A 21,029-nucleotide genomic window follows, 5' to 3' on the forward strand; every position below is an offset into this window, starting at 1 on the left:
CGGATTTACACACAGATGACCGCCCGGAAAGGGAGAGAGAAGAAGGCATGAGCGGCGCACGTACCTTGGCATTGGTGGATGAGTTGCTTGCACTGCCGGCTGAAACGACATGGGTTGAGTTCAAGGAGAACAATGCCGATGCGGAGATGATCGGCAAACGCATTTCGGCGATGTCCAATGCAGCACGGTTGGCAGACAAGCCCTTCGCCTACCTGCTGTGGGGGGTACGTGACGCCGACCACGCTGCCATCGGTACCACCTTCGAGCCTTCCAGCCACAAGCATAGCAACCAGCCTCTGGAGTTATGGCTCACACAGCATCTGCGACCCGCCATTGCCTTTACCTTCAAGGTGCTGGATTACCGGGGCAAGCGAATGGTGCTGCTGGAAATCCCGGCTGCCACCAGCAGTCCAGTAGAGTTCGACCGGCAGGCCTACATCCGCATCGGCAGCGCCACACCCCGCTTGTCAGATCACCCGGAGCGCCTCAAGGCACTTTGGGCCACATTGCAACCCTACGCTTGGGAAAGCGGCATCGCCGCACAGTTTCTCAGCGGCGATGAAGTGCTCGCTCGTCTGGACTATGCGGCCTATTTCGATCTCACCGGGCAGCGTCTGCCAGACAACCGCACCGGCATTTTCGACAAGCTCGTGGCCGATCATCTGATCCAGGCGGACGTCGGTGGGTGCTGGAACATCACCAATCTCGGTGCGGTGCTGTTCGCCAGACAATTGGCGGATTTCCCGTCCTCGATTGCCCGCAAGGCCATCCGTTTCGTCGCCTACCACGGCCCTGGGCGTGCCGACACGGTGACCCACAGACACGACGGACAAAGAGGCTATGCCCTGGGTTTTTCTGCGCTTATCGACTACATCGATGGTCTGATGCCGCGTAATGAGTACATCGGCAAGGCTTTCCGTGAAGAACGCCCATTGTACCCAGCCATTGCCATCCGCGAACTAGTGGCGAACGCGCTGATCCATCAGGACATGACCATAACCGGCGCAGGCCCTCTGGTGGAGATGTTCTCCGACCGCTTGGAGATCACCAATCCCGGGCTGCCGCTGGTGCAGCCGGATCGCTTCCTGGATTTTCCGCCACGCTCGCGTAACGAGTCTCTGGCGGCGCTGATGCGCCGCATGCGTCTGTGTGAGGAGCAGGGAACCGGGATTGACAAAGTGATCGTGGCCGTCGAACTTCATCAGTTGCCGCCGCCGGATTTTCGCGTGGAGGGCGACGCTGTTCGGGCTGTGTTGTATGCGCCACGTAAGTTCGCTGAAATGACGCCGCAGGAGCGGGTTAGAGCCTGCTACCAGCATGCTGCCTTAAAATATGTGAGCGGACGGAAGATGACCAATTCGACTTTGCGCGAGCGCTTTGGCATCGAGCCGCAAAACGCGGCACAAGCTTCCGCTGTGATCCGTCAATCGCTGCAAGCTGAACTGATCCGGGCCGCAGACCCCGCTTACCCGCGCTCGGGCTATGTCCCCTTCTGGGCCTAGGTTGGCAAGTTTTGATCGAGGTTTGATCAGAGACTCATGAAAGCACATTGCCTCAAGGCAGAAATCCATTTAGAACAAAGAGTTACCAGCAACGAATGGACGCGGGAAGTTTTGATCGGGTTTTGATTCACTCCGCGGCAATCGCAGCGGTCGAACATCCCCGCGTTTGGGGGGGAGCCGCGCCATCAGCGACACGAGCCCCGGCAATGTTATAAAGGCACTCACCTTCCGCCCCTCGCCGCCCCTTCGCCATGCTCGACATCGACTCGCTCTCCCGCCGCTTCAACGGTCGCAGCGTGCTGCAAGACCTGTCGCTGCACCTGCAGACCGGTGAATACGTCGCGATCGTCGGCGAATCCGGGGTCGGCAAGTCGACGCTGCTGAACCTGATCGCCGGCCTCGACCGGCCCGACGGCGGCCGGCTCGCGCTCGACGGGGTCGATTATTCGGGGCTCGACGAGGACGCGCTGACGCGGCTGCGCCGCGACAAGCTCGGCTTCGTCTTCCAGGCCTTCCACGTGCTGCCGCACCTGACCGTGCGCCAGAACGTCGCGCTGCCGCTCTGGCTGCAGGGGATCGAGGGCGCTGCGGCCGAGGCGCCGGCGCAGCAGCTGCTCGACGCGGTCGGTCTCGGCGAGCGTGCCGCGAGCTGGCCGCGCGAGCTTTCGGGTGGCGAGATGCAGCGCGTGGCGATCGCGCGCGCGCTCGTGCATCGGCCGCGGCTGGTGCTCGCCGACGAGCCGACCGGCAACCTCGACCCGGCCAACGGCTCGCGCGTGCTGGCGCTGCTCGGCGAGCGCATCCGCAGCGCCGGCGCGATCGGCATCCTGGTCACGCACTCGCTCGAAGCGGCGGCGACCGCCGACCGCATCCTGCGCCTCTCCGCCGACGGACTCAGCGAGCTGGAGTCGGGCGAAGAGCGTTCGCGCGACGCCTGAGGGTGAGCGGATGAGTCTCGCCCGCGTCTTTCTCGGCTCGCTCGCCCGGCGCCGGCTGGCGACGCTGTTCTCGTTGGCGGCGATCGTCCTCGGCGTCGGCCTCGGCATGGCGGTGCAGGTCGTGCATGAGGCGGCGCTCGCCGAATTCGCGCGTGGCATGCGCAGCATGAGCGGCGACGCCGACCTGCAGGTGGTCGGCGCGCGCGGCGGCTTCGCCGAGGCGAGCTATGCGCAGGTTGCCGCGCTCCCCGAAGTGATGGCGGCGAGCCCGATCGTCGAGATCGATGCGCAGATAGCCGGCGGCGACCAGCGCCTGCAACTCGTCGGCGTCGACGTGTTCGCGCTGGCGCAGGTGACGCCGGCGCTGCTGCCCAGGCCGGCCGCGGCCAGCCCTGCGAGCGGCGTCTCGAACGACGGCGAACGCTTCGCTGTCCTTGCCGACGACGCGATCTTCCTCGCGCGCGCGGCGCAGGACGCGCTCGGCGTGAAACCCGGCGACACGCTCCGGCTGCAGGCGGGCGCCGGCGAGGTCGCGCTGCGCGTCGCCGGCGACATCCCCGGTGCGGCCGACAATCCGCGCCTGGCGCTGATGGACATCGCCGCCGTGCAGGAACGCTTCGGCAAGCTCGGCCTGCTCTCGCGCATCGACCTGCGCCTGGCCGAGAAGGTGCCGCCCCCGGGAAGCGCAGGTGACTCCGCCTTCGTCGCGCGCGACGAATGGGTGGCCGTCGACGCCGGGACCGCCCGCGCCCGTGTGCAGGCGCTGCTGCCGGCGGGCGTCATCGCCGAGCCGCCGCAGGCGGGCGAGAGCCAGGCCTCGCGGCTGTCGCGCTCGTACCGGGTGAACCTGACCCTGCTGGCGGCGATGGCGCTCCTGACCGGCGGCTTCCTCGTCTTCTCGGCGCAGGCGCTGTCGGTGGTACGCCGGCGCACCGAGTTCGCCTTCCTGCGCGCGATCGGCCTCGACCGCCGGCGCCTGTTCGCCTGGCTGCTCACCGAGGGTGCGCTGGTCGGTCTCGCCGGCGGCATCGCCGGTGCCGCGCTCGGCTATGCACTGGCCGCGGCGCTGCTGGCGCTGCTCGGCGGCGACCTCGGTGCCGGCTTCTTCGCCGGCCTCACGCCGAAGCTCGAATTCGAACCCTCGGTGACGGCGCTCTACGTGCTGCTCGGCATCGTCGCCGGCGTCGGCGGCGCCTGGCTGCCGGCGCGCGAGGCAGCAACCGTGTCGCCGGCGCAGGCGCTCAAGGCCGGTGACGAGGCGGCGCTGCCGGGCGGACACGGGCATCCGCACCTGGCGCTCCTGGTCCTGCTCGCCAGCCTCGCCGCCTGCGCGATCCCGCCGCGCGACGAGCTGCCGATCGGCGGTTATCTGGCTGTGCTCGGGCTGCTCGCCGGCAGCATCATGTTGCTGCCGACGGTTGCCGCCACCATCGCCCGCCATCTGCCGGCGCGCGGCAGCGTTCCGGCACGGCTGGCGATCGCCCGGCTGGCGGCGGCGCCCGGGCACGCGGTGGTCGCCGCGGCCGGCGTGCTGACCAGCGTCGCGCTGGCAGCGGCGATGGCGATCATGGTCACTTCCTTCCGCGACTCGGTCGGCAACTGGCTCGAACTGGTGCTCTCGTCCGACCTCTACCTGCGCTCGGGACGAACGGCGAGCAGCACCTACCTCGACGAGGATCTGCAGCGGCGGATCGCCGCCGTTCCGGGAATCGCCAGCGTCGAGTTCACCCGGCTCGACCAGGTGCGCCTCGCTCCGGAACAGCCGCCGGTGGCCCTGGTCGCGCGACCCGTCGTCCCCGACGGCAGCGAGCTGGCGCTGGTCGGCGCCGCCGATCCGGCCGCTTCCGGAGGCGAACCCAATCTGTGGATCTCGGAAGCCGTGCACGACGCCCAGGGCTGGCGCACCGGGCAGCAGGTCGACTTCCCGCTCGCCGGCAGGCTCGTGCGCATGCACGTCGCCGGCATCTGGACCGACTATTCGCGGCCGACGGGGACGGTGATGATCGACCTCGACGACTACCGGCGGCTCACCGGCGACCGCCTCGCCAACGACGCGGCGATCCGCCTCACACGCGGCGCCGACATGCAGGCAGTGAGCGCGGCGCTGCTGGCGCTGGCGGCCCCGGGGACGATCGAGGTGGCGCCGCCCGACGAGATCCGCGCGCTCAGCCTGCGCCTCTTCGACCGCACCTTCGCCGTCACCTACCTGCTCGAAGCGGTCGCCGTCGCCATCGGCCTGGCCGGTGTCGCCGCCAGCTTCGCCGCGCTGGCCGCCGCGCGCCGGCGCGAGTTCGGGATGCTCAGGCACCTGGGCCTTGCGCGGCGCGAGATCGGCAAGATGCTCGCGCTCGAAGGTGCGCTCGCCGCCGGCGTCGGCGTGCTCGGCGGCCTGCTCGCCGGCGGTGCCATCGGGCTGGTGCTGATCGAGGTGGTCAACCGGCAGAGTTTCCACTGGAGCATGGACCTGCGCGTGCCATGGGGGTCGCTGGCGCTGTTCGCGCTCGGCCTCGTCGCCCTGGCCGCGCTGGCGGCAGTCCTCGCCGGCCGCCAGGCGATGCGCCAGGATGCGGTGCTCGCCGTGCGCGAGGACTGGTGAACGACGATGAGGCAACGATGAAGCGACGTGGATTCCTGCTGGCGCTGGCGGCGTTTCCGGCGCTGCGCGCATGGGCGGCCGGACAGGCGGGCGCGGGCCAGGAGCAAGCGACCGCCTTCGCGCCGGTGCTCCCCGGCCGGCAGCTCGTATTCCCGCGCGACCACGGCGCGCACCCGGACTTCCGCACCGAGTGGTGGTACGCGACCGGCTGGCTGAAGCTCGCCGACGGCAGCCCGCTCGGCTTCCAGATCACCTTCTTCCGTGTGCGCACCGGCATCGGCGAGGACAACCCGAGCGCCTTCGCACCGCGCCAGCTGCTGCTCGCGCACGCGGCGATCGCCGACCCGCGCCACGGTCGGCTGCGCCACGACCAGCGCTCGGCGCGCAGCGGTTTCGGCCGCGCCACCTATGCGCAGGAGACGACCGACGTCCGCGTCGGCGACTGGCGCTTCGCGCTCGTCGGCGACAGCTACCGCGCCGAAGTGCGCGGCGAGGAATTCGCCTATGCGCTGAACCTGCGCCCGGACGCGCCACCCCTGCTCAACGGCAAGGCGGGATTCAGCGTCAAGGCGCCCGACCCACGCCACGCCAGCTACTACTACAGCCGGCCGCAGCTCGCGGTGAGCGGGACGCTCAGCCTCGACGGACGCGCGCAGCCGGTCAGCGGCCGCGCCTGGCTCGACCACGAATGGTCGAGCGAACTGCTGCCGACGGCGGCACAGGGCTGGGACTGGATCGGCATCAACCTCGACGACGGCGGTGCGCTGATGGCCTTCCGCCTGCGCGACCATCGGCAGGGAACGCTGTGGGCGGCGGCGACACTGCGCGCGGCCGCGAGTGCGCGCGGGGCGGATGGCGCCGGCCAGCGCGCGCCCGCCTCGGAGATCCTGGCGCCGGAAGCGGTCGAGTTCGTCCCGCTGCGCCAGTGGCGCTCGCCGCGCACCGGCATCGAATACCCGGTCGAATGGCGGATCCGCGTCGGCCGGCGCAGCTTCCGGCTGCTGCCGCTGCTCGACGACCAGGAACTCGACAGTCGGCGCAGCACCGGCGCCATCTACTGGGAGGGCGCGGTGCGCCTCCAGGAGGAGGGCCGCGAGGACGGGCCGGGCGGCCGCGGCTACCTGGAGATGACCGGCTACGGGGAGCGCATCCGCGTCGGCTGAAGGCGCGGGCGGCTAGCCAAGCCCTCGCCGCTTGCCGCACAATATGCCCCCCGAAAATGACGGAAGAAGGCAAGCATGGTGTTCACGAAGAAGAAGAACGTACGTTTCTCGCATTGCGACCCGGCGGGGATCGTCTTCTACCCGCGCTACGCCGAACTGTGCAACGAACTGGTCGAGGACTGGTTCCGCGAGGCGCTGGGAGTGGATTTCCATCAGTTCCAGGAGAAGCTCCGGCTGAGCGTGCCGGCAGTCCGCCTCAACGTCGAATTCCTGCAGCCGAGCACCTACGGCGAAGTCCTCGAGTTCGCGCTGCACGTGACCGAGCTCGGCAACTCGTCGCTGAGCCTGTCGGTGATCGCCTGGTGCGGCGAGCAGGAGCGCGTGCGCATCCAGTTGAAGCTGGTGATGATTTCGCTGGACACGATGCGCTCGGTGAAGATCGACGACGAGTGGCGCGCGAAGTTTTCGGCCTTCCTCGAATGAGCCCTGAAAACTCTTTTCAGCCACGAAAAACACGAAAGCCACGCAACGAGACATGGGTTCGCGGTGCTTAAGGGTTTAAGCCGTCGGGTTGCCTCCGCGATATCGAACCCTTTGAATGAGTTGGTTTTTTTCGTGAATTTCGTGGCCGACTGCTTTTTGCAGGATGAATCGTCGGCGTCCGGAAGTCAGCGTCGACCCACCTGAGGCGCCCTGCCATGCCCAAAGTCCATCTGAAACGCCTCAGCGTCGGCGCCGACGCGATCGACGTGCACGAGCACGTCAACAACCAGGAGTACCTGCGCTGGCTGCAGGAAATCGCGATCGAGCACTCGACGGCACAAGGCTGGCCGCTGGAACGCTACCTGACGCTCGGCGCCTCGTGGTACGTGAAGTCGCACTTCATCGAGTACCTGCGCCCGGCCATGCTCGGCGATGCGATCGTGATGCTCACCTGGGTGTCGGCGATGAGCGAGCGCAGCAGCCCGCGGCAGACCCTGTTCCTGCGCGAGTCGGACCGGCGGATACTGGCGCGCGCCGAAACGCAATGGACCTTCGTCAGCCTGAAGAACGGCCGCCCGCAGCGCATCCCCGAGGAAGTCGCGACGGCCTTCGCGATCGTGGCCAGCGAGGAGGAGGCGCTGCGCGAGGTCGGCTGGGCAGGGGACTAGCCTGCCAGCCGGGACGAGCTCGTGGGAGGGGCGGCAGCCCCGAAGCGGGCTCTGCAGCGGCGATCAGCGCCGCCGGCTGCCGCCGCCGAGGATCGAGCCGAGCACGCCGCGGACGATCTCGCGGCCGACCTGCGAGCCGATCGAGCGCGCGGCGCTCTTGGCGGCGGCAGCGATGACCGAGTCGCCGCCGCGGGCGCGGCTCCTGACCGGGCTCGCATCACCGCCGCCGAGCAGGTCGCCGAGCGTGTTGCCGAGGCTGCTCAACCAGCCGCCCGATTCTTCGGTCTGCGCATTGCCGCCGCCAGCGGCGGCAGTAGCCCCCCCAGTTCCCGCACTGCCCGCCGCCGGGATGCCCTTGAGCTTTTCATAAGCCGATTCGCGGTCGATCGCGGCCTCGTAGTGGCCGTAGAGCGCCGAGGCCTGGATGCGGGCCTGACGTTCGGCACCAGATAGCGGCCCGATACGCGAAGATGGCGGCATGATGAATGCACGTTCGACTACGTTCGGCCGCCCCTTCTCGTCCAGGAAGGACACCAGCGCCTCGCCGACGCCGAGTTCGGTGATCGCCGACTCGGCGTCGAAGCGCGGATTGGCGCGCAGCGTCTGCGCCGCCGCCTTGACCGCCTTCTGGTCGCGCGGGGTGAAGGCGCGCAGCGCATGCTGGACGCGGTTGCCGAGCTGGCCGAGGACGGTGTCGGGGATGTCGAGCGGGTTCTGCGTGACGAAATAGACGCCAACGCCCTTCGAGCGGATCAGGCGGACCACCTGCTCGATCTTTTCCAGCAGCGCCGGCGGTGCCGCGTTGAACAGGAGGTGCGCCTCGTCGAAGAAGAAGACGAGCTTCGGCTTGTCCAGGTCGCCGGCTTCCGGCAGCCGCTCGAACAGTTCGGCGAGCAGCCAGAGCAGGAAGGTCGAGTACAGGCGCGGCGAGCCCATCAGCTTCTCGGCGGCGAGGATGTTGATCACGCCGCGCCCATCCTCGGTCTGCATCAGGTCGTCGATGTCGAGCATCGGCTCGCCGAAGAATTTCTCGCCGCCCTGTTCGCCGAGGGTCAGCAGGCCGCGCTGGATGGCGCCGATCGAAGCCGCCGAGATGTTGCCGTACTCGGTGGTGAAGCTCTTCGCGTTGTCGCCGACGTGCTGCACCATCGCGCGCAGGTCCTTGAGATCGAGCAGCAACAGGCCGGCATCGTCGGCGATCTTGAAGACAAGCTGCAGGACGCCGGTCTGCGTCTCGTTGAGGTTCAGGAGCCGCGCGAGCAGCACGGGGCCGAGGTCGGAGATGGTCGCGCGCACCGGATGGCCCTGCTCGCCGAAGACGTCCCAGAACACCGCCGGAAATTGCGCCGGCGCGAAGTCGTCGATGCCGAGCGACTCGATCCGGGCCGCGAGCTTCGGCGACAGACTTCCCGGCGCCGCCAGCCCGGACAGGTCGCCCTTGACGTCGGCCATGAACACCGGCACGCCGATCGCCGAGAAGCGTTCGGCCATCAGCTGCAGGGTGATCGTCTTGCCGGTGCCGGTGGCACCGGTGATCAGCCCGTGGCGGTTGGCCAGTGCGGGCAAGAGCGCGAGGGTGGTGGTTCCGTGGCGGGCGATAGCGAGGGGAGCGGTCATGATGTTCGGTTCCAGCGACACAGGAGCGACGATTCTAGCAGGAGCATTCGGGCTGCCGCGCATGCCGGGTAGCACGCGTCCCGGAACCGCGCCACAATCGCGTACTTGCCACCAGCAACCCGCGCCCAGCATCAGCCCACCGATCGCATGTTCCCCGACTTCCAGACCCTCGACGTGCTGCGCAAGCGCTCGAGCAAAGAATACCGCACACAGAAGCTGACCCGACCAGCGGAGACTCTGCCGACATGAGCTGGACCAGCGCCCGCGAACTCAAGGCCCAGGTTTCCCGCCTGTGGGAACGAGGCGAACTGCTGCGCGAAGCGATCGACGAAAAAAGCCGCTTCCCGCTGCGCCTCGTCCTCAAGGGGCCGGCTTCCGACGATCTCGGCAAACAGTTCGACGCGGTGCGCAGCTGGATCCGCGAGCTGGAGAAGCTGCCCCACGTCTGCATCCTCTGGCGCGAAGTCAATCACCGCATCGTCGGCCGGCAGCGGCTGCCGCAATGGGTGCACATCAGCAAGCTCGACGAGGCGCTGGCGTTGATCGGCAAGCGCGACGACTACGCGCGCTTCAAGCGGATGGTCGAGCGCACGCGCGAGCGCCAGCCCGAACTGCTGGCCTGGCTCGACAGGCGCCCCTTGCAGGCGCTCGACGTCGAGGCGCAGTGGGACAAGCTGCTCGCCGTGGTCACCTGGATGCGCCGGCACCCGCGTCCGGGCATCTACCTGCGCCAGGTCGACCTGCCCGGAATCGACAGCAAGTTCATCGAGGCACAGCGCGGCGTGCTCGGCGAACTGTTCGACCTCGTCCTGCCGCCCGCGGCGATCGACGTCGAACACTCGGGTGTCGGCCGCTTCGCGCAGCGCTACGGATTCCGCGAAAAACCGCAGCGAATCCGCTTCCGTCCCCTCGACCCGAAGCTGCTGCCGGGACTGCCGCTCTCGGACCTCACGCTCGACGCCGACAGCTTCGCAGCGCTCGAACTGCCGCTCGCGCGCGTCTTCATCACCGAGAACGAGATCAACTTCCTCTGCTTCCCGCCAGCCGAGGCGTCGATCGTCGTCTTCGGCGCCGGCTACGGCTGGGAGGCGCTGGCGCGCGCCGGATGGCTCAAGCGCTGCCGCATCCTCTACTGGGGCGACATCGACACGCACGGCTTCGCGATCCTCGATCAGTTGCGCGCGCGCTTCGAGCATGTCGAGTCGCTGCTGATGGACCCGCGGACCCTGTTCGCGCACGAGGCGATGTGGGGCGAAGAAGCCGACCCGGTCAGCCACGAACTCTCCCGCCTGACCGACGAAGAACACGCGCTGTTCGAGCAACTGCGCAGGGACGAAATCCGCCCGAACCTGCGCCTCGAACAGGAAAGAATCGGCTTCGAGTGGGTGAGGAAGGCGGTCGCCAGGGTGCTGAAGCAGGGCTGAAGCCGACCGCTCTTGCTCGAACCTTCAGGCAGGGTGCTGCCGCCCCTGCCTTCGCGCATCGGGTCGAGCGCTGAAGTTTGCAGTCGTTCGCGCCCCTGCGCAGGCGATCGGTCGGGTGTGCTAAGCTGGCATAGCCTTTCGTCATTCCCCAGGGGTCGCCGATGAACGATTTTCCCACCCATGAAGAGATCCATGTCATCTCCGACATCCACATGGGCGGCAAGCCCGGCTTCCAGGTCCTGCGCGAGACGGCGCGGCTGGCCAAGTTCATCAGCTGGGTCGGGGCTCGGCGGCCGGAGCAGCGCGTCGCACTGGTCCTCAACGGCGACGTGATCGATACGCTGGCCGAAGACATCGCCGGCTACGTCGCGGTCGACGACGCGCTGCCGACGCTGGAGCGCATCATGGGCGACGCTCACTTCCGGCCGGTGTGGGACGCGCTCGCGACCTTCGTCAGGCGCGAAGGGCGCCAGCTGGTGCTGGTGATCGGCAACCACGACATCGAGCTCGCCTTCCCGCAGGTGCAGCGGCGACTGCTCGAACGCCTGTGCGGCGACAACGCCGCAGCGCGGGCGCGCGTCGAGTTCTCGACGACAGGCGCCGGCTATGCGTGCACGGTCGGCAACGCGCGCGTGTTCTGCACCCACGGCAACGAGGTCGACCCGTGGAACTTCAACCGCTACGAGGACATCGCGCGCGTCGCGCGGCGGATCAACAGCGGCCGCCACCTCTACCTCGACGAATGGACGCCGAACGCCGGCACGCGACTGGTGCGCGACGTGATGAACGAGGTGAAGCGCAAATACGCGTGGATCGACCTGCTGAAGCCCGAAACGGCGACGGCGATCGGCACCCTGCTCGCGATCGATCCGTCGCAACTCGGCAAGATCGCCAAGCTGCCGGCGATCGTCGGCGCCAGGATCGGCGGCGACGTGCAGGTCGACCAGCGGCTGTCGGCCGACGGCCTGCAGCGGCCGCCGCCGAGCAGCGGGCCGCCGGCCCTCGAAGCGCTGCTCGGCGCCAACGTGCGGCAGAGCATGCGCGGCTTCGGGCAGGGACGCAGCGGCGACGAGATGCTGCTGGCGCTCGAAGATCCGGCGCCGCCGGCGAAGGCCTTCGGCGACGCGCCGCTCGGCGTGACGCAGCTGCTCTGGGACCGCCTGACCGGCTGGCTGAGCGGAATCAGCCCCGAGGAAGCCTTGCGCATGGCGCTGCTCGACTGGTGGCGGCAGGATCGTAGCCTCGACCTCGGGCATCGCGACGAGACCTGCAGCGAGGTCGTCGCCAAGCTCGGCCAGGCGGTCGACTTCGTCGTCACCGGGCACACGCACCTGGAGCGCGCGATCGACCTCGGCGGCCGCTACTACTTCAACAGCGGCACCTGGATCCGGCTGATCCACTTCGACGAAACGCTGCTCGCGGACCGTGCCGCCTTCGCGCCGCTCTATCAGATCCTCAAGCGCGGCCAGATGAGCGAGCTCGACGCCGCGCGTATCGGTGGCAAGCCGCTGGTCCTCGACCAGAGCAGTTCGGTGGCGATCGGCGTCGAAAACGGCGTCACCGTCGGCAAGCTCAACCACGTCGACGCGAGCGGTACGCCCCTGCTCGTCAGACAATTCCCGTGAGGTCGGCGATGAACTCGATCCATGGCGTCACCCTCGAACTGGTCCGCGCCGGTCCGGCGCACAACCAGTTGCTGTCGCCGCTGACTCCCTACATCGCGCTGTGCGGCGGCGACAGCCCGGTCAGCGTGCACCTGCCGTTCGAGCACCATCAGCTGCTGCTGCGCCTGCAGCGGCTGCGCTACGAAGCCCAGGAGAACACGCCGAGCGAAGCGCAGAGCGCGCAGCGGCAGGGCGAACTGCTCGACATGGGGCGCCTGCTCGGCGACGTCCTCGGCAGCATCCCGGCCTTGCTCGCCGAGCTGAGCCGGGCACGCTGCCAGGGCGGTCAGCTGGTGCACCTGCGCCTGTCGCTGTCGGCGAGCGAACTCGGCATGGTGCCTTTCGAGACGGCGATCTCACCGGCAGGCTTCCCCGGCTTCGGCTCACCCTTGTTCCTGCAGTCGAACACGCCGGTGTCGATCACCCGCGAAATCCGGCGTGGCCGACCGCTTCCCCTGGACTGGAACCGGCGTCCGAAAATCCTGTTCGCCTTCGCTTCGCCCCCCGAGTATCCGCCGGTGCCGGCCGAACAGCATCTGCGCGCACTGCACGAAGCGATCAAGCCCTGGCTGAAGATGCAGGACGACGCGCAGGGCCGGCTCAAGGAGATCAAGCAGTTCCTGACCGTCCTACCCGACGCCAGCCTGCAGGAGATCCGCAAGGCCTGCACCGGGGAGCACTTCACGCATGTGCACATCCTCGCGCACGGTGCGCCGATCAGCATCGCCGGCGACCGCCGCTACGGCGTCGCGCTCTGCCAACACGACGACAGGGCGCAGCCTGAATTTGTCGACGGCGAGAGCCTTGCGTTCACGCTGACCGGCAAGGACGCCGCAGGCGACGGCGGACACGTCCCGACCCTGGTCTCGCTGTCCACCTGCGACTCGGGCAACCTCAATTCGACGCTCACCCCCGGCGGCAGCGTCGCCCACGCGCTGCACGCGGCAGGCATCCCGTGGGTGATCGCCTCGCAGTTCCCGCTATGGATGAGGGCCTCGGCGATCGCCACCCGGGAACTGTTCTCGGGAATCCTCAACGGCGAGGACCCGCGCTGGGTCCTCTACGGACTGCGCCAGAAACTGCGCACCGATTGTCCGAACACGCACGACTGGGCGAGCATCGTCGCCTACGCGACCCTTCCCGACGACTTCGTGCAGCAGGTGCAGCGTTTCCGCGACGAGCAGATGAAGGCGCGGCTGGACGTCAAGCTCGACCAGCTGGACCGCGCGATCAAGCGAGTCAATCCGGAATCTGCGGACCGGCTCCTCAGGCTGCGTTCGGGAAGTCCCGATGGCGACGCGAGCGCAGCCAGGCCTCCGCTCGACGAGCTCGCCGGGATGGAACGCGAGACGGACGCCGAACTGCAACGCTGGCTGGCAACGGTCGGCGGCGACGGCGGCGACTGCAAGCTGAAGGCTGCTGCAGCGCAGCGGCTGGCGCGCTGCGCGGCGTGGAAGAAGCGGCTCGGCGTCGCCTACGCAACGATCGCGCCGACCCTGGCGGACGCAGCGCCGGCGCTTGCCGCCGCACAAAACGCCTACCGCGCGAGCCGCGACCATTACCTTGACGCGCTGGAGCAGGATCCCGCATCGACCTGGCTGGCCACCCAGTTCCTCGCACTCAACGCCGTCACTGAGCCCGCAAAGACACCGGCCCGGATGCCAATGGGAATCGACGAGAAAGACCTGTGGCTGGTCGCGCTCAAGCTCGCGCGCGGCGAAACTCGGCGCGGGCAGGACGAAGAGAAAGCCTGGGCGCTGACCACGGTGGTCGAGCTCTGCCTGCTCGGCGCTCGTTACAGCGCTGCCTTCGACCCGGCCGGTGCAGCGAAGGAAATCGAGGACGCGATCCACGAAATCCGGCGTCTGGAGGGACGCGCTCCCATGCCCGCGAAGGCACTCGAGTACCAGCTCCGGCGCTACCACCGGCAGTGGAGGGATGAGCGCTGGGACGCGCTGGTCGAAGTGGCAGTGCAGACCCTGCACCCCGATGGAGATTCGCCATCCGGGCTGCCCGCCAGCGGGGGTGGGGAAGCGAGTTCGCCCGACCTCGCTCGCCAGGCAGGCACAGACCTCGACAGCCCCGTCGCGAGCGTCGCGCCCGGCGACGAGGGTGCTGAACCCTGCCAGCCGACAGGCGAGCGCGAAGGGCCCGGCACGGACTAGCGCCCCAACTGGCGCAGGCGTCGACCTGCTGACGATCGCCGGGCGATGTCGCTCGGCACGCCGATCTCTCCCGCGACATGCTCGTCGCCGGACCGGCGCGCGCGGGCCGATCCTGCACACGCACAACAATTCAAGCAGATAGCCGGGCTCCGATGCGAAGATAGGCCGCGCCAGCCGCTATAATGTCGTGTTTTGCTGCGCCCGCCGGCGCGGCTCATTTTCCAGTTTCCAGCGCGGCCGCGGACGGTCGGCGCAGACGAGAGGTCACGATGGCAGGTCACAGCAAATGGGCGAACATCCAGCACCGCAAGGGTCGCCAAGATGAAAAGCGCGGCGCCGCATTCTCGCGCGTCGCCAAGGAAATCACGGTTGCCGCGCGCATGGGCGGCGGCGACCCGGCGTTCAACCCGCGCCTGCGCGTGGCGATCGACAAGGCCAAGGCAGTGAACATGCCGAAGGACAAGATCGAGAACGCGGTCAAGAAGGGTACCGGCGAGCTCGAGGGCGTCGATTACGTCGAGGTGCGCTACGAGGGCTACGGCATCGGCGGCGCCGCGATCATGGTCGACTGCGTCACCGACAACAAGACGCGCACGGTCGCCGAGGTCCGCCACGCCTTCAACAAGTACGGTGGCAACATGGGCACCGACGGCTGCGTCGCCTTCCAGTTCAAGCACTGCGGGCAGATGCTGTTCGCCCCGGGAACCGACGAGGCGGCGCTGATGGACGCGGCGATCGAGGCCGGCGCCGACGACGTGGTGCCGCAGGACGACGGCTCGATCGAAGTGCTGACGCCGCCGAACGACTTCCTGACCGTCAAGGACGCGCTCGAAGCCGCCGGCTTCAAGCCCGAGTTCGCCGACGTGACGATGCGCCCGGAAGTCGAGATCGAACTCGCCGGCGACGACGGCGCGCGCATGCAGCGCCTGCTCGACGTGCTCGAGGACCTCGACGACGTTCAGGCCGTCTACACCAACGCCGCAATCGACGAGTAAAGCCCGCGTGCTGCCGGTACCGGCAGCACCGATTCGCCAGCCTGCGCCAGGCCGGCGGCCAACCCACTCCGACTCCGCCCCCGCCCGCGCCCTCCGGCGCCGCGGGGCTTTCCGCTTCAAGGAACCGCCCATGCAAGCCGACCGCAGCCAAGAACTCGAGACCCTCCTCGAACGCCGCATCCTGATCCTCGACGGCGCGATGGGGACGATGATCCAGCGTCATGGCCTGACCGAGGAGGACTATCGCGGCGAGCGTTTCAGGGAGCATCCCCATGACCTGAAGGGCAACAACGACCTCCTGCTGCTGACGCGGCCCGACGTGATCCGCGGCATCCACGCCGACTACCTCGCGGCCGGCGCCGACATCGTCGAAACCTGCACCTTCAACGCGACGGCGGTTTCGCAGCACGACTACCACCTCGAACACCTCGCCTTCGAGCTCAACTTCGCCGGCGCCCGGCTCGCGCGCGAGGTCTGCGACGAGTTCACCGCGCAGAACCCCGAGAAGCCGCGCTTCGTCGCCGGCGTCATCGGGCCGACCTCGCGCACCGCGTCGATCTCGCCCGACGTGAACGACCCCGGCTACCGCAACGTCGGCTTCGACGACCTCGTCGCCGACTACAAGGTCGCCGTGCGCGGCCTGGCCGAGGGCGGCGCCGACATCATCCTGATCGAGACGGTGTTCGACACGCTCAACGCCAAGGCGGCGCTGTTCGCGGTCGAGGCCTTCTTCGACGAGGTCGGCCAACGGCTGCCGATCATGATCTCGGGGACGATCACCGACGCCTCCGGCCGCACCTTGTCGGGGCAGACCGCCGAGGCCTTCTGGAACTCGCTGGCGCATGCCAAGCCCCTGTCCTTCGGCCTCAACTGCGCGCTCGGCGCCGGCGAACTGCGCCAGTACGTCGCCGAACTGTCGCGGCGCTGCGACTGCCATGTCTCGGCGCACCCGAATGCCGGCCTGCCCAACGCCTTCGGCGGCTACGACGAGACACCCGAGATGCTCGCCGCGGCGATCCGCGAATGGGGCGAGTCCGGAATCATCAACATCGCCGGCGGCTGCTGCGGCACCTCGCCCGACCACATCCGCGCCATCGCCAACGCACTCGCAGGCCTGCCGCCACGGAAAAAGCCGACGATCGAGCCGGCGCTGCGCCTGTCGGGGCTGGAGCCGCTCAATGTCGGCGCCAACTCGCTGTTCGTGAACGTCGGCGAGCGCACCAACGTCACCGGTTCGAAGGCCTTCGCGCGCCTGATCCTCAACGGCGAGTACGAGCAGGCGGTCGCGGTCGCGCGCAACCAGGTCGAGGCCGGCGCGCAGGTGATCGACGTGAACATGGACGAGGCGATGCTCGACGCCAAGGCGGCGATGGATCGCTTCCTCAAGCTGATCGCCTCCGAGCCCGACATCGCGCGCGTCCCGGTGATGATCGACTCGTCGAAGTGGGAGGTGCTGGAGACGGGCCTGAAGTGCCTGCAGGGCAAGGGCATCGTCAATTCGATCTCGCTCAAGGAAGGCGAGGAGAAGTTCCTCGCGCAGGCGAAGCTGATCCAGCGCTACGGCGCGGCGGCGATCGTCATGGCCTTCGACGAGCAGGGCCAGGCCGACACCTTCGCGCGCAAGACCGCGATCTGCAAGCGCGCCTACGACCTCCTGGTCGCCAACGGCTTCCCGGCCACCGACATCATCTTCGACCCGAACGTCTTCGCGATCGCCACCGGCATTCCCGAGCACGACAACTACGCGGTCGATTTCATCGAAGCGGCGCGCTGGATCCGCCAGAACCTGCCGCACGCGCAGGTCTCCGGCGGCATCTCCAACGTCAGCTTCAGCTTCCGCGGCAACGACCCGGTGCGCGAGGCGATCCACACCGTCTTCCTCTATCACGCGATCCGCGCCGGCCTGTCGATGGGCATCGTCAACGCCGCGCAACTCGGCGTCTATGAGGAGATCCCGGCCGAACTGCGTCGCCGCGTCGAGGACGTGGTGCTGAACCGTTCGCCGGAGGCCGGCGAGGCGCTGGTCGAGTTCGCGCAGACGGTGAAGGGAAGCGCCAAGGCCGCGGTCGAGGACCTGTCCTGGCGCCAGCAGCCGGTCGCCGAGCGGCTCGCGCACTCGCTGATCAAGGGCATCACCGAATACATCGTCGTCGACACCGAGGAAGCGCGCGCCGCCTGCGAGGCCGCCGGACAGCCGCCGCTGGCGGTGATCGAGGGACCGCTGATGGCCGGGATGAACGCGGTCGGTGACCTGTTCGGCGCCGGCAAGATGTTCCTGCCGCAGGTGGTGAAGTCGGCGCGCGTGATGAAGCAGGCGGTCGCGCACCTCCTGCCCTTCATCGAGGCCGAGAAGGCGCGCACGGGCGCGACCCAGGCCAAGGGCAAAATCGTCATCGCCACGGTCAAGGGCGACGTGCACGACATCGGCAAGAACATCGTCGCCGTGGTGCTCGGCTGCAACGGCTACGACGTGGTCGACCTCGGCGTGATGGTTCCGTGTGACAAGATCCTCGCCGCGGTGCGCGAGTCGAACGCCGACATCGTCGGTCTCTCCGGGCTGATCACGCCTTCGCTCGAAGAGATGAGCCAGGTCGCTGCCGAGATGCAGCGCCAGGGCTTCAGGCAGCCGCTGCTGATCGGCGGCGCCACCACCAGCCGCGCGCACACCGCGATCAAGATCGCGCCGAACTACGCGGAGCCGGTCGTCTATGTGCCGGACGCGTCGCGCGCGGTCGGCGTCGTCTCCAGGCTGCTCTCGGCCGAGCAGGGTGAGGCCTACCGCGCCGAGGTTGCCGCCGACTACGAGAAGGTGCGCGGCCAGCACGCGAAGAAGGCAGGCACCAAGCTCGTTTCGCTCGCCGCAGCGCGCGCCAACGCTTTCCGCTGGAACGAGGACCCGGCCTACCGGCCGAGCGCACCGCGCACGCTCGGCGTGCAGGTGATCGACGACATCGATCTGTCGACGCTCGCGCAGTACTTCGACTGGGGCCCGTTCTTCCAGGCCTGGGACCTCGCCGGACCATTCCCGCGCATCCTCGACGACGAGATCGTCGGCGAATCGGCGCGCTCGGTGTATAAGGACGGCCAGGCGATGCTCGCCGAGCTGATCGCCGGCCGCTGGCTCAAGGCGAAGGCGGTGTTCGGCCTGTTCCCGGCCAACTCGGTCGGCGACGACATCGAGTTCTACGCCGACGAGTCGCGCAGCCAGCCCGTCCTCGTCTGGCGCAACCTGAGGCAGCAGCACGAGCGCCCGGCCGGCAAGCCGCACGGCTGCCTGTCCGACTTCGTCGCGCCGAAGGGAACGCCCGACTGGGTCGGCACCTTCGCCGTCACCGCCGGCATCGGCATCGAAGCAAAACTCGCCGAGTTCGAGGCTGCGCACGACGACTACCGCGCGATCATGCTGAAGGCGCTCGCCGACCGCTTCGCCGAGGCTGCCGCCGAGTGGCTGCACGCCGAGGTCCGGCGCAAGCACTGGGGCTACGCCGCCGACGAGGCGCTCGGGAACGAGGACCTGATCGCCGAGCGCTACCGCGGTATCCGCCCGGCACCTGGCTACCCGGCCTGCCCCGACCACACGGTCAAGGGCCCGCTGTTCAAGCTTCTCGACGCCGAAAACCGGGTCGGCATGACGCTGACCGAGAACTTCGCGATGAGCCCCGCGTCCTCGGTGTCCGGCTTCTACCTCGCGCACCCGCAGGCGCGCTATTTCGCGGTCAGCAAGATCGGCCGCGACCAGCTCGAAGACTGGGCGAAGCGCAGCGGCATCAGCGTCGAGGAAGCCGCGCGCTGGCTGGCGCCGGTGCTGTAGGCGCGGACAGGATGACTCACCGCAGCCTGGCGGGAAGGCCCGAGTTTTTCGTGGGAGGGGCGTCAGCCCCGAACAGCCATGCTGGCCAAGCTGTGGAAAACCTGTGGAAATACTGTTGGCAACTGTCGTGCGCGTCAGCGAGCAACAGCCGTGTCGGCGCGCACCGAATCGCGCCGACTCGCGCTGATGCCGTGTCATTGCGAGGCGCGCAGCGCCGTGGCAATCCAGTTCGTTCTTCTGACTCCGCACCCTTCCCGAACGCCAAGGACGACCCGATTCCAGCCCCAGGCACTGGATCGCCACGCCCTGCGGGCTCGCGATAACGGGCTACTTCTTGACACACCATGCTGCCTGACTGGATCCGCACCGAGGTCGAACTCGCCACGCTGAACACGCTGGCGCTGCCGGCGCGCGCCGCGCTGTTCGGCCGGCTGGAAACGCCCGGCCAGATCGCCGCAGTCGCCACCGACCCGGCGCTGATGAGCCGGCGCCGCTTCGTCCTCGGTGGCGGCAGCAACGTCCTCCTCGGCGGCGGTGAGTTCGACGGTCTGGTCTTGCAGGTCGCGCTGCGCGGTCGCGAACTCGTCGGCGAGGACGGCGAGGCCTTCTACGTGCGCGCCGCCGCCGGCGAATCCTGGCCCGACTTCGTCGACTGGACGCTCAAGCAGGGCTGGCCGGGCCTGGAAAACCTGGCGCTGATCCCGGGAACGGTCGGCGCCGCGCCGATCCAGAACATCGGCGCCTACGGCATCGAGGTCGGCGAACGCATCCACTCGCTCACCGCCTTCGACCTGCGCCATGGCGAATGGCAGAACTTCAGCCGCGATGACTGCCGCTTCGCCTACCGCGACAGCGTGTTCAAGCAGGAAGGCTGGCACCGCGACGGCAGCCTCGTCGTCAGCGAGGTCGTCTTCCGCCTGCCGAAGCGCTGGCAGCCGCTGCTCGGCTATTCAGGGATCGGCGAGGAACTGGCGCGCCGGGGAATCGACAGGCCCGATGCGCGGCAGGTCGCTGCCGCGGTCGTCGCCCTGCGCCGCTCGAAGCTGCCCGACCCTGCCGAACTGCCCAACGCAGGCAGCTTCTTCCACAACCCGGTCGTCTCCGCGGCGCAGGCCGAACAGCTCGCGTGCGAGTTCCCGGGAATGCCGCGCTGGGTGCAGGCCGACGGGATGGTGAAGCTCGCGGCCGGCTGGCTGATCGAGCGCGCCGGCTGGAAGGGCCGCCGGCTCGGTCCGGTCGGCATGTACGAGAAGCAGGCGCTGGTGCTGGTCAATCACGGCGGCGCCACGGCGGCCGACGTCACCGCGCTGGCAACGGCGGTCGGCGCCGACGTCGAGCGCCTCTTCGGCGTCAGCCTCTGCATCGAGCCGGTCGCGCCATAGAGCGTTGGAACTCATGGATTCGGGCAGTACGGCCCTCCCACGGCAGGCACCCGTTGCAGCGGGTGCGTTTTCCAGGAAGCGGCAGCCGCGAATACGCGCCCTCAGAAGTCCTTGGGTGCTTCCCAGAGGATGTAGCCGTCGTCGCGTTGTGTGCGCTGCAAGAGGTCGAGCAGCGGGAAGGCGCGACGCGACAGGCTGATCGGCTCGACCGGGCTGCCGTTACGATCGGGGGGCGGGTTGGCATCGCAGGGTAGCGGCAGCGAACCGCCGGCGGCGACCGCCCGGCGCAGGCGCTCGATCGCTTCGCCGACCTGTTCGGCAGTGATGACGCCGCGTTCGTCGCAGCGCTTGCCGACGATCTCCAGCAAGGCGTGCGCCACCGGCGCGAACATGACGATTTCCCCGGCGACGCTGGAGTGGAACTTGACGAGCATGGTGCTGTCCTCGGCGATACGCCGGCAGAAGGCCGGCGGTACGTGGGCGAAAGTGCTTGTGCCGGTCCATTGTCGCCGGCAGCGCGGCGCGAGGCAAGGCGGGCGCTGAGGTAGAATGACGACGATCCGGCGGCGCTCGTTCCGCCCGCCTTGCCGCCGCCGCGGCCCCGTCCCGAAGACCGACAAC

The 21,029-nt window shown here is 68.5% G+C and carries 14 protein-coding genes; 12 read left to right on the plus strand and 2 right to left on the minus strand.

Annotation, left to right across the window (positions count from 1 at the left end):
• The first annotated feature begins 47 nt into the window (after positions 1-47).
• The 6 genes from CCR84_RS06260 (at position 48) to CCR84_RS06285 (ending at position 7,350) form a co-directional block, all read left to right on the plus strand.
• Entirely contained in the window at positions 48-1,502 is a 1,455-nt protein-coding gene (locus tag CCR84_RS06260) for an ATP-binding protein (RefSeq protein ID WP_201210628.1), read from the plus strand.
• Between the two features lie 251 nt (positions 1,503-1,753).
• Positions 1,754-2,440 carry an ABC transporter ATP-binding protein gene (locus tag CCR84_RS06265; RefSeq protein ID WP_201210629.1) on the plus strand — a complete coding sequence of 229 codons (687 nt, stop codon included), beginning with the start codon at positions 1,754-1,756 and terminating at the stop codon, positions 2,438-2,440.
• 10 nt (positions 2,441-2,450) lie between these two features.
• On the plus strand, positions 2,451-5,036 hold the full coding sequence (locus tag CCR84_RS06270) for an ABC transporter permease (RefSeq protein WP_201210630.1): 2,586 nt from the start codon (positions 2,451-2,453) through the stop codon (positions 5,034-5,036).
• A gap of 17 nt (positions 5,037-5,053) precedes the next feature.
• Complete coding sequence (locus CCR84_RS06275; RefSeq protein WP_201210631.1) at positions 5,054-6,199, plus strand: lipocalin-like domain-containing protein; 1,146 nt, start codon at positions 5,054-5,056, stop codon at positions 6,197-6,199.
• Positions 6,200-6,274: 75 nt separating this feature from the next.
• Positions 6,275-6,682: an acyl-CoA thioesterase gene (locus tag CCR84_RS06280; protein ID WP_201210632.1), complete on the plus strand. Its 408-nt coding sequence runs from the start codon at positions 6,275-6,277 to the stop codon at positions 6,680-6,682.
• A 215-nt stretch (positions 6,683-6,897) separates the two neighbouring features.
• Positions 6,898-7,350, plus strand: coding sequence for an acyl-CoA thioesterase (locus tag CCR84_RS06285; RefSeq protein WP_201210634.1), 453 nt, complete (start codon positions 6,898-6,900; stop codon positions 7,348-7,350).
• A gap of 63 nt (positions 7,351-7,413) precedes the next feature.
• On the opposite strand, the gene CCR84_RS06290 is transcribed toward CCR84_RS06285, so the two are convergent.
• A complete protein-coding gene (locus CCR84_RS06290) occupies positions 7,414-8,967 on the minus strand; it encodes a helicase HerA-like domain-containing protein (RefSeq protein ID WP_201210636.1) in 1,554 nt (517 codons plus the stop codon).
• A 245-nt stretch (positions 8,968-9,212) separates the two neighbouring features.
• Between CCR84_RS06290 and CCR84_RS06295 the strand changes: the two genes are divergently transcribed.
• The 6 genes from CCR84_RS06295 to murB all read left to right on the plus strand — a co-directional run bounded on the left by CCR84_RS06295 (position 9,213) and on the right by murB (position 20,408).
• Complete coding sequence (locus CCR84_RS06295; RefSeq protein WP_201210638.1) at positions 9,213-10,391, plus strand: Wadjet anti-phage system protein JetD domain-containing protein; 1,179 nt, start codon at positions 9,213-9,215, stop codon at positions 10,389-10,391.
• Between the two features lie 161 nt (positions 10,392-10,552).
• Positions 10,553-12,016, plus strand: coding sequence for a metallophosphoesterase (locus CCR84_RS06300; RefSeq protein ID WP_201210640.1), 1,464 nt, complete (start codon positions 10,553-10,555; stop codon positions 12,014-12,016).
• Positions 12,017-12,024: 8 nt separating this feature from the next.
• On the plus strand, positions 12,025-14,220 hold the full coding sequence (locus CCR84_RS06305; protein WP_201210642.1) for a CHAT domain-containing protein: 2,196 nt from the start codon (positions 12,025-12,027) through the stop codon (positions 14,218-14,220).
• 269 nt (positions 14,221-14,489) lie between these two features.
• Complete coding sequence (locus tag CCR84_RS06310) at positions 14,490-15,215, plus strand: YebC/PmpR family DNA-binding transcriptional regulator (protein ID WP_201210644.1); 726 nt, start codon at positions 14,490-14,492, stop codon at positions 15,213-15,215.
• Between the two features lie 130 nt (positions 15,216-15,345).
• Positions 15,346-19,026, plus strand: coding sequence for a methionine synthase (gene metH, locus CCR84_RS06315; protein ID WP_201210645.1), 3,681 nt, complete (start codon positions 15,346-15,348; stop codon positions 19,024-19,026).
• 344 nt (positions 19,027-19,370) lie between these two features.
• Positions 19,371-20,408, plus strand: a complete 1,038-nt coding sequence (murB, locus tag CCR84_RS06320; RefSeq protein WP_201210646.1) for a UDP-N-acetylmuramate dehydrogenase — start codon at positions 19,371-19,373, stop codon at positions 20,406-20,408.
• A gap of 101 nt (positions 20,409-20,509) precedes the next feature.
• Here the strand turns inward: murB and CCR84_RS06325 are convergent, their stop codons facing one another.
• Positions 20,510-20,842, minus strand: coding sequence for a DUF1840 domain-containing protein (locus CCR84_RS06325; RefSeq protein WP_201210647.1), 333 nt, complete (start codon positions 20,840-20,842; stop codon positions 20,510-20,512).
• Positions 20,843-21,029 lie beyond the last annotated feature (187 nt).

It is taken from the genome of Rhodocyclus purpureus, assembly GCF_016653115.1.
GTDB classification, from domain to species: Bacteria; Pseudomonadota; Gammaproteobacteria; order Burkholderiales; family Rhodocyclaceae; genus Rhodocyclus; species Rhodocyclus purpureus.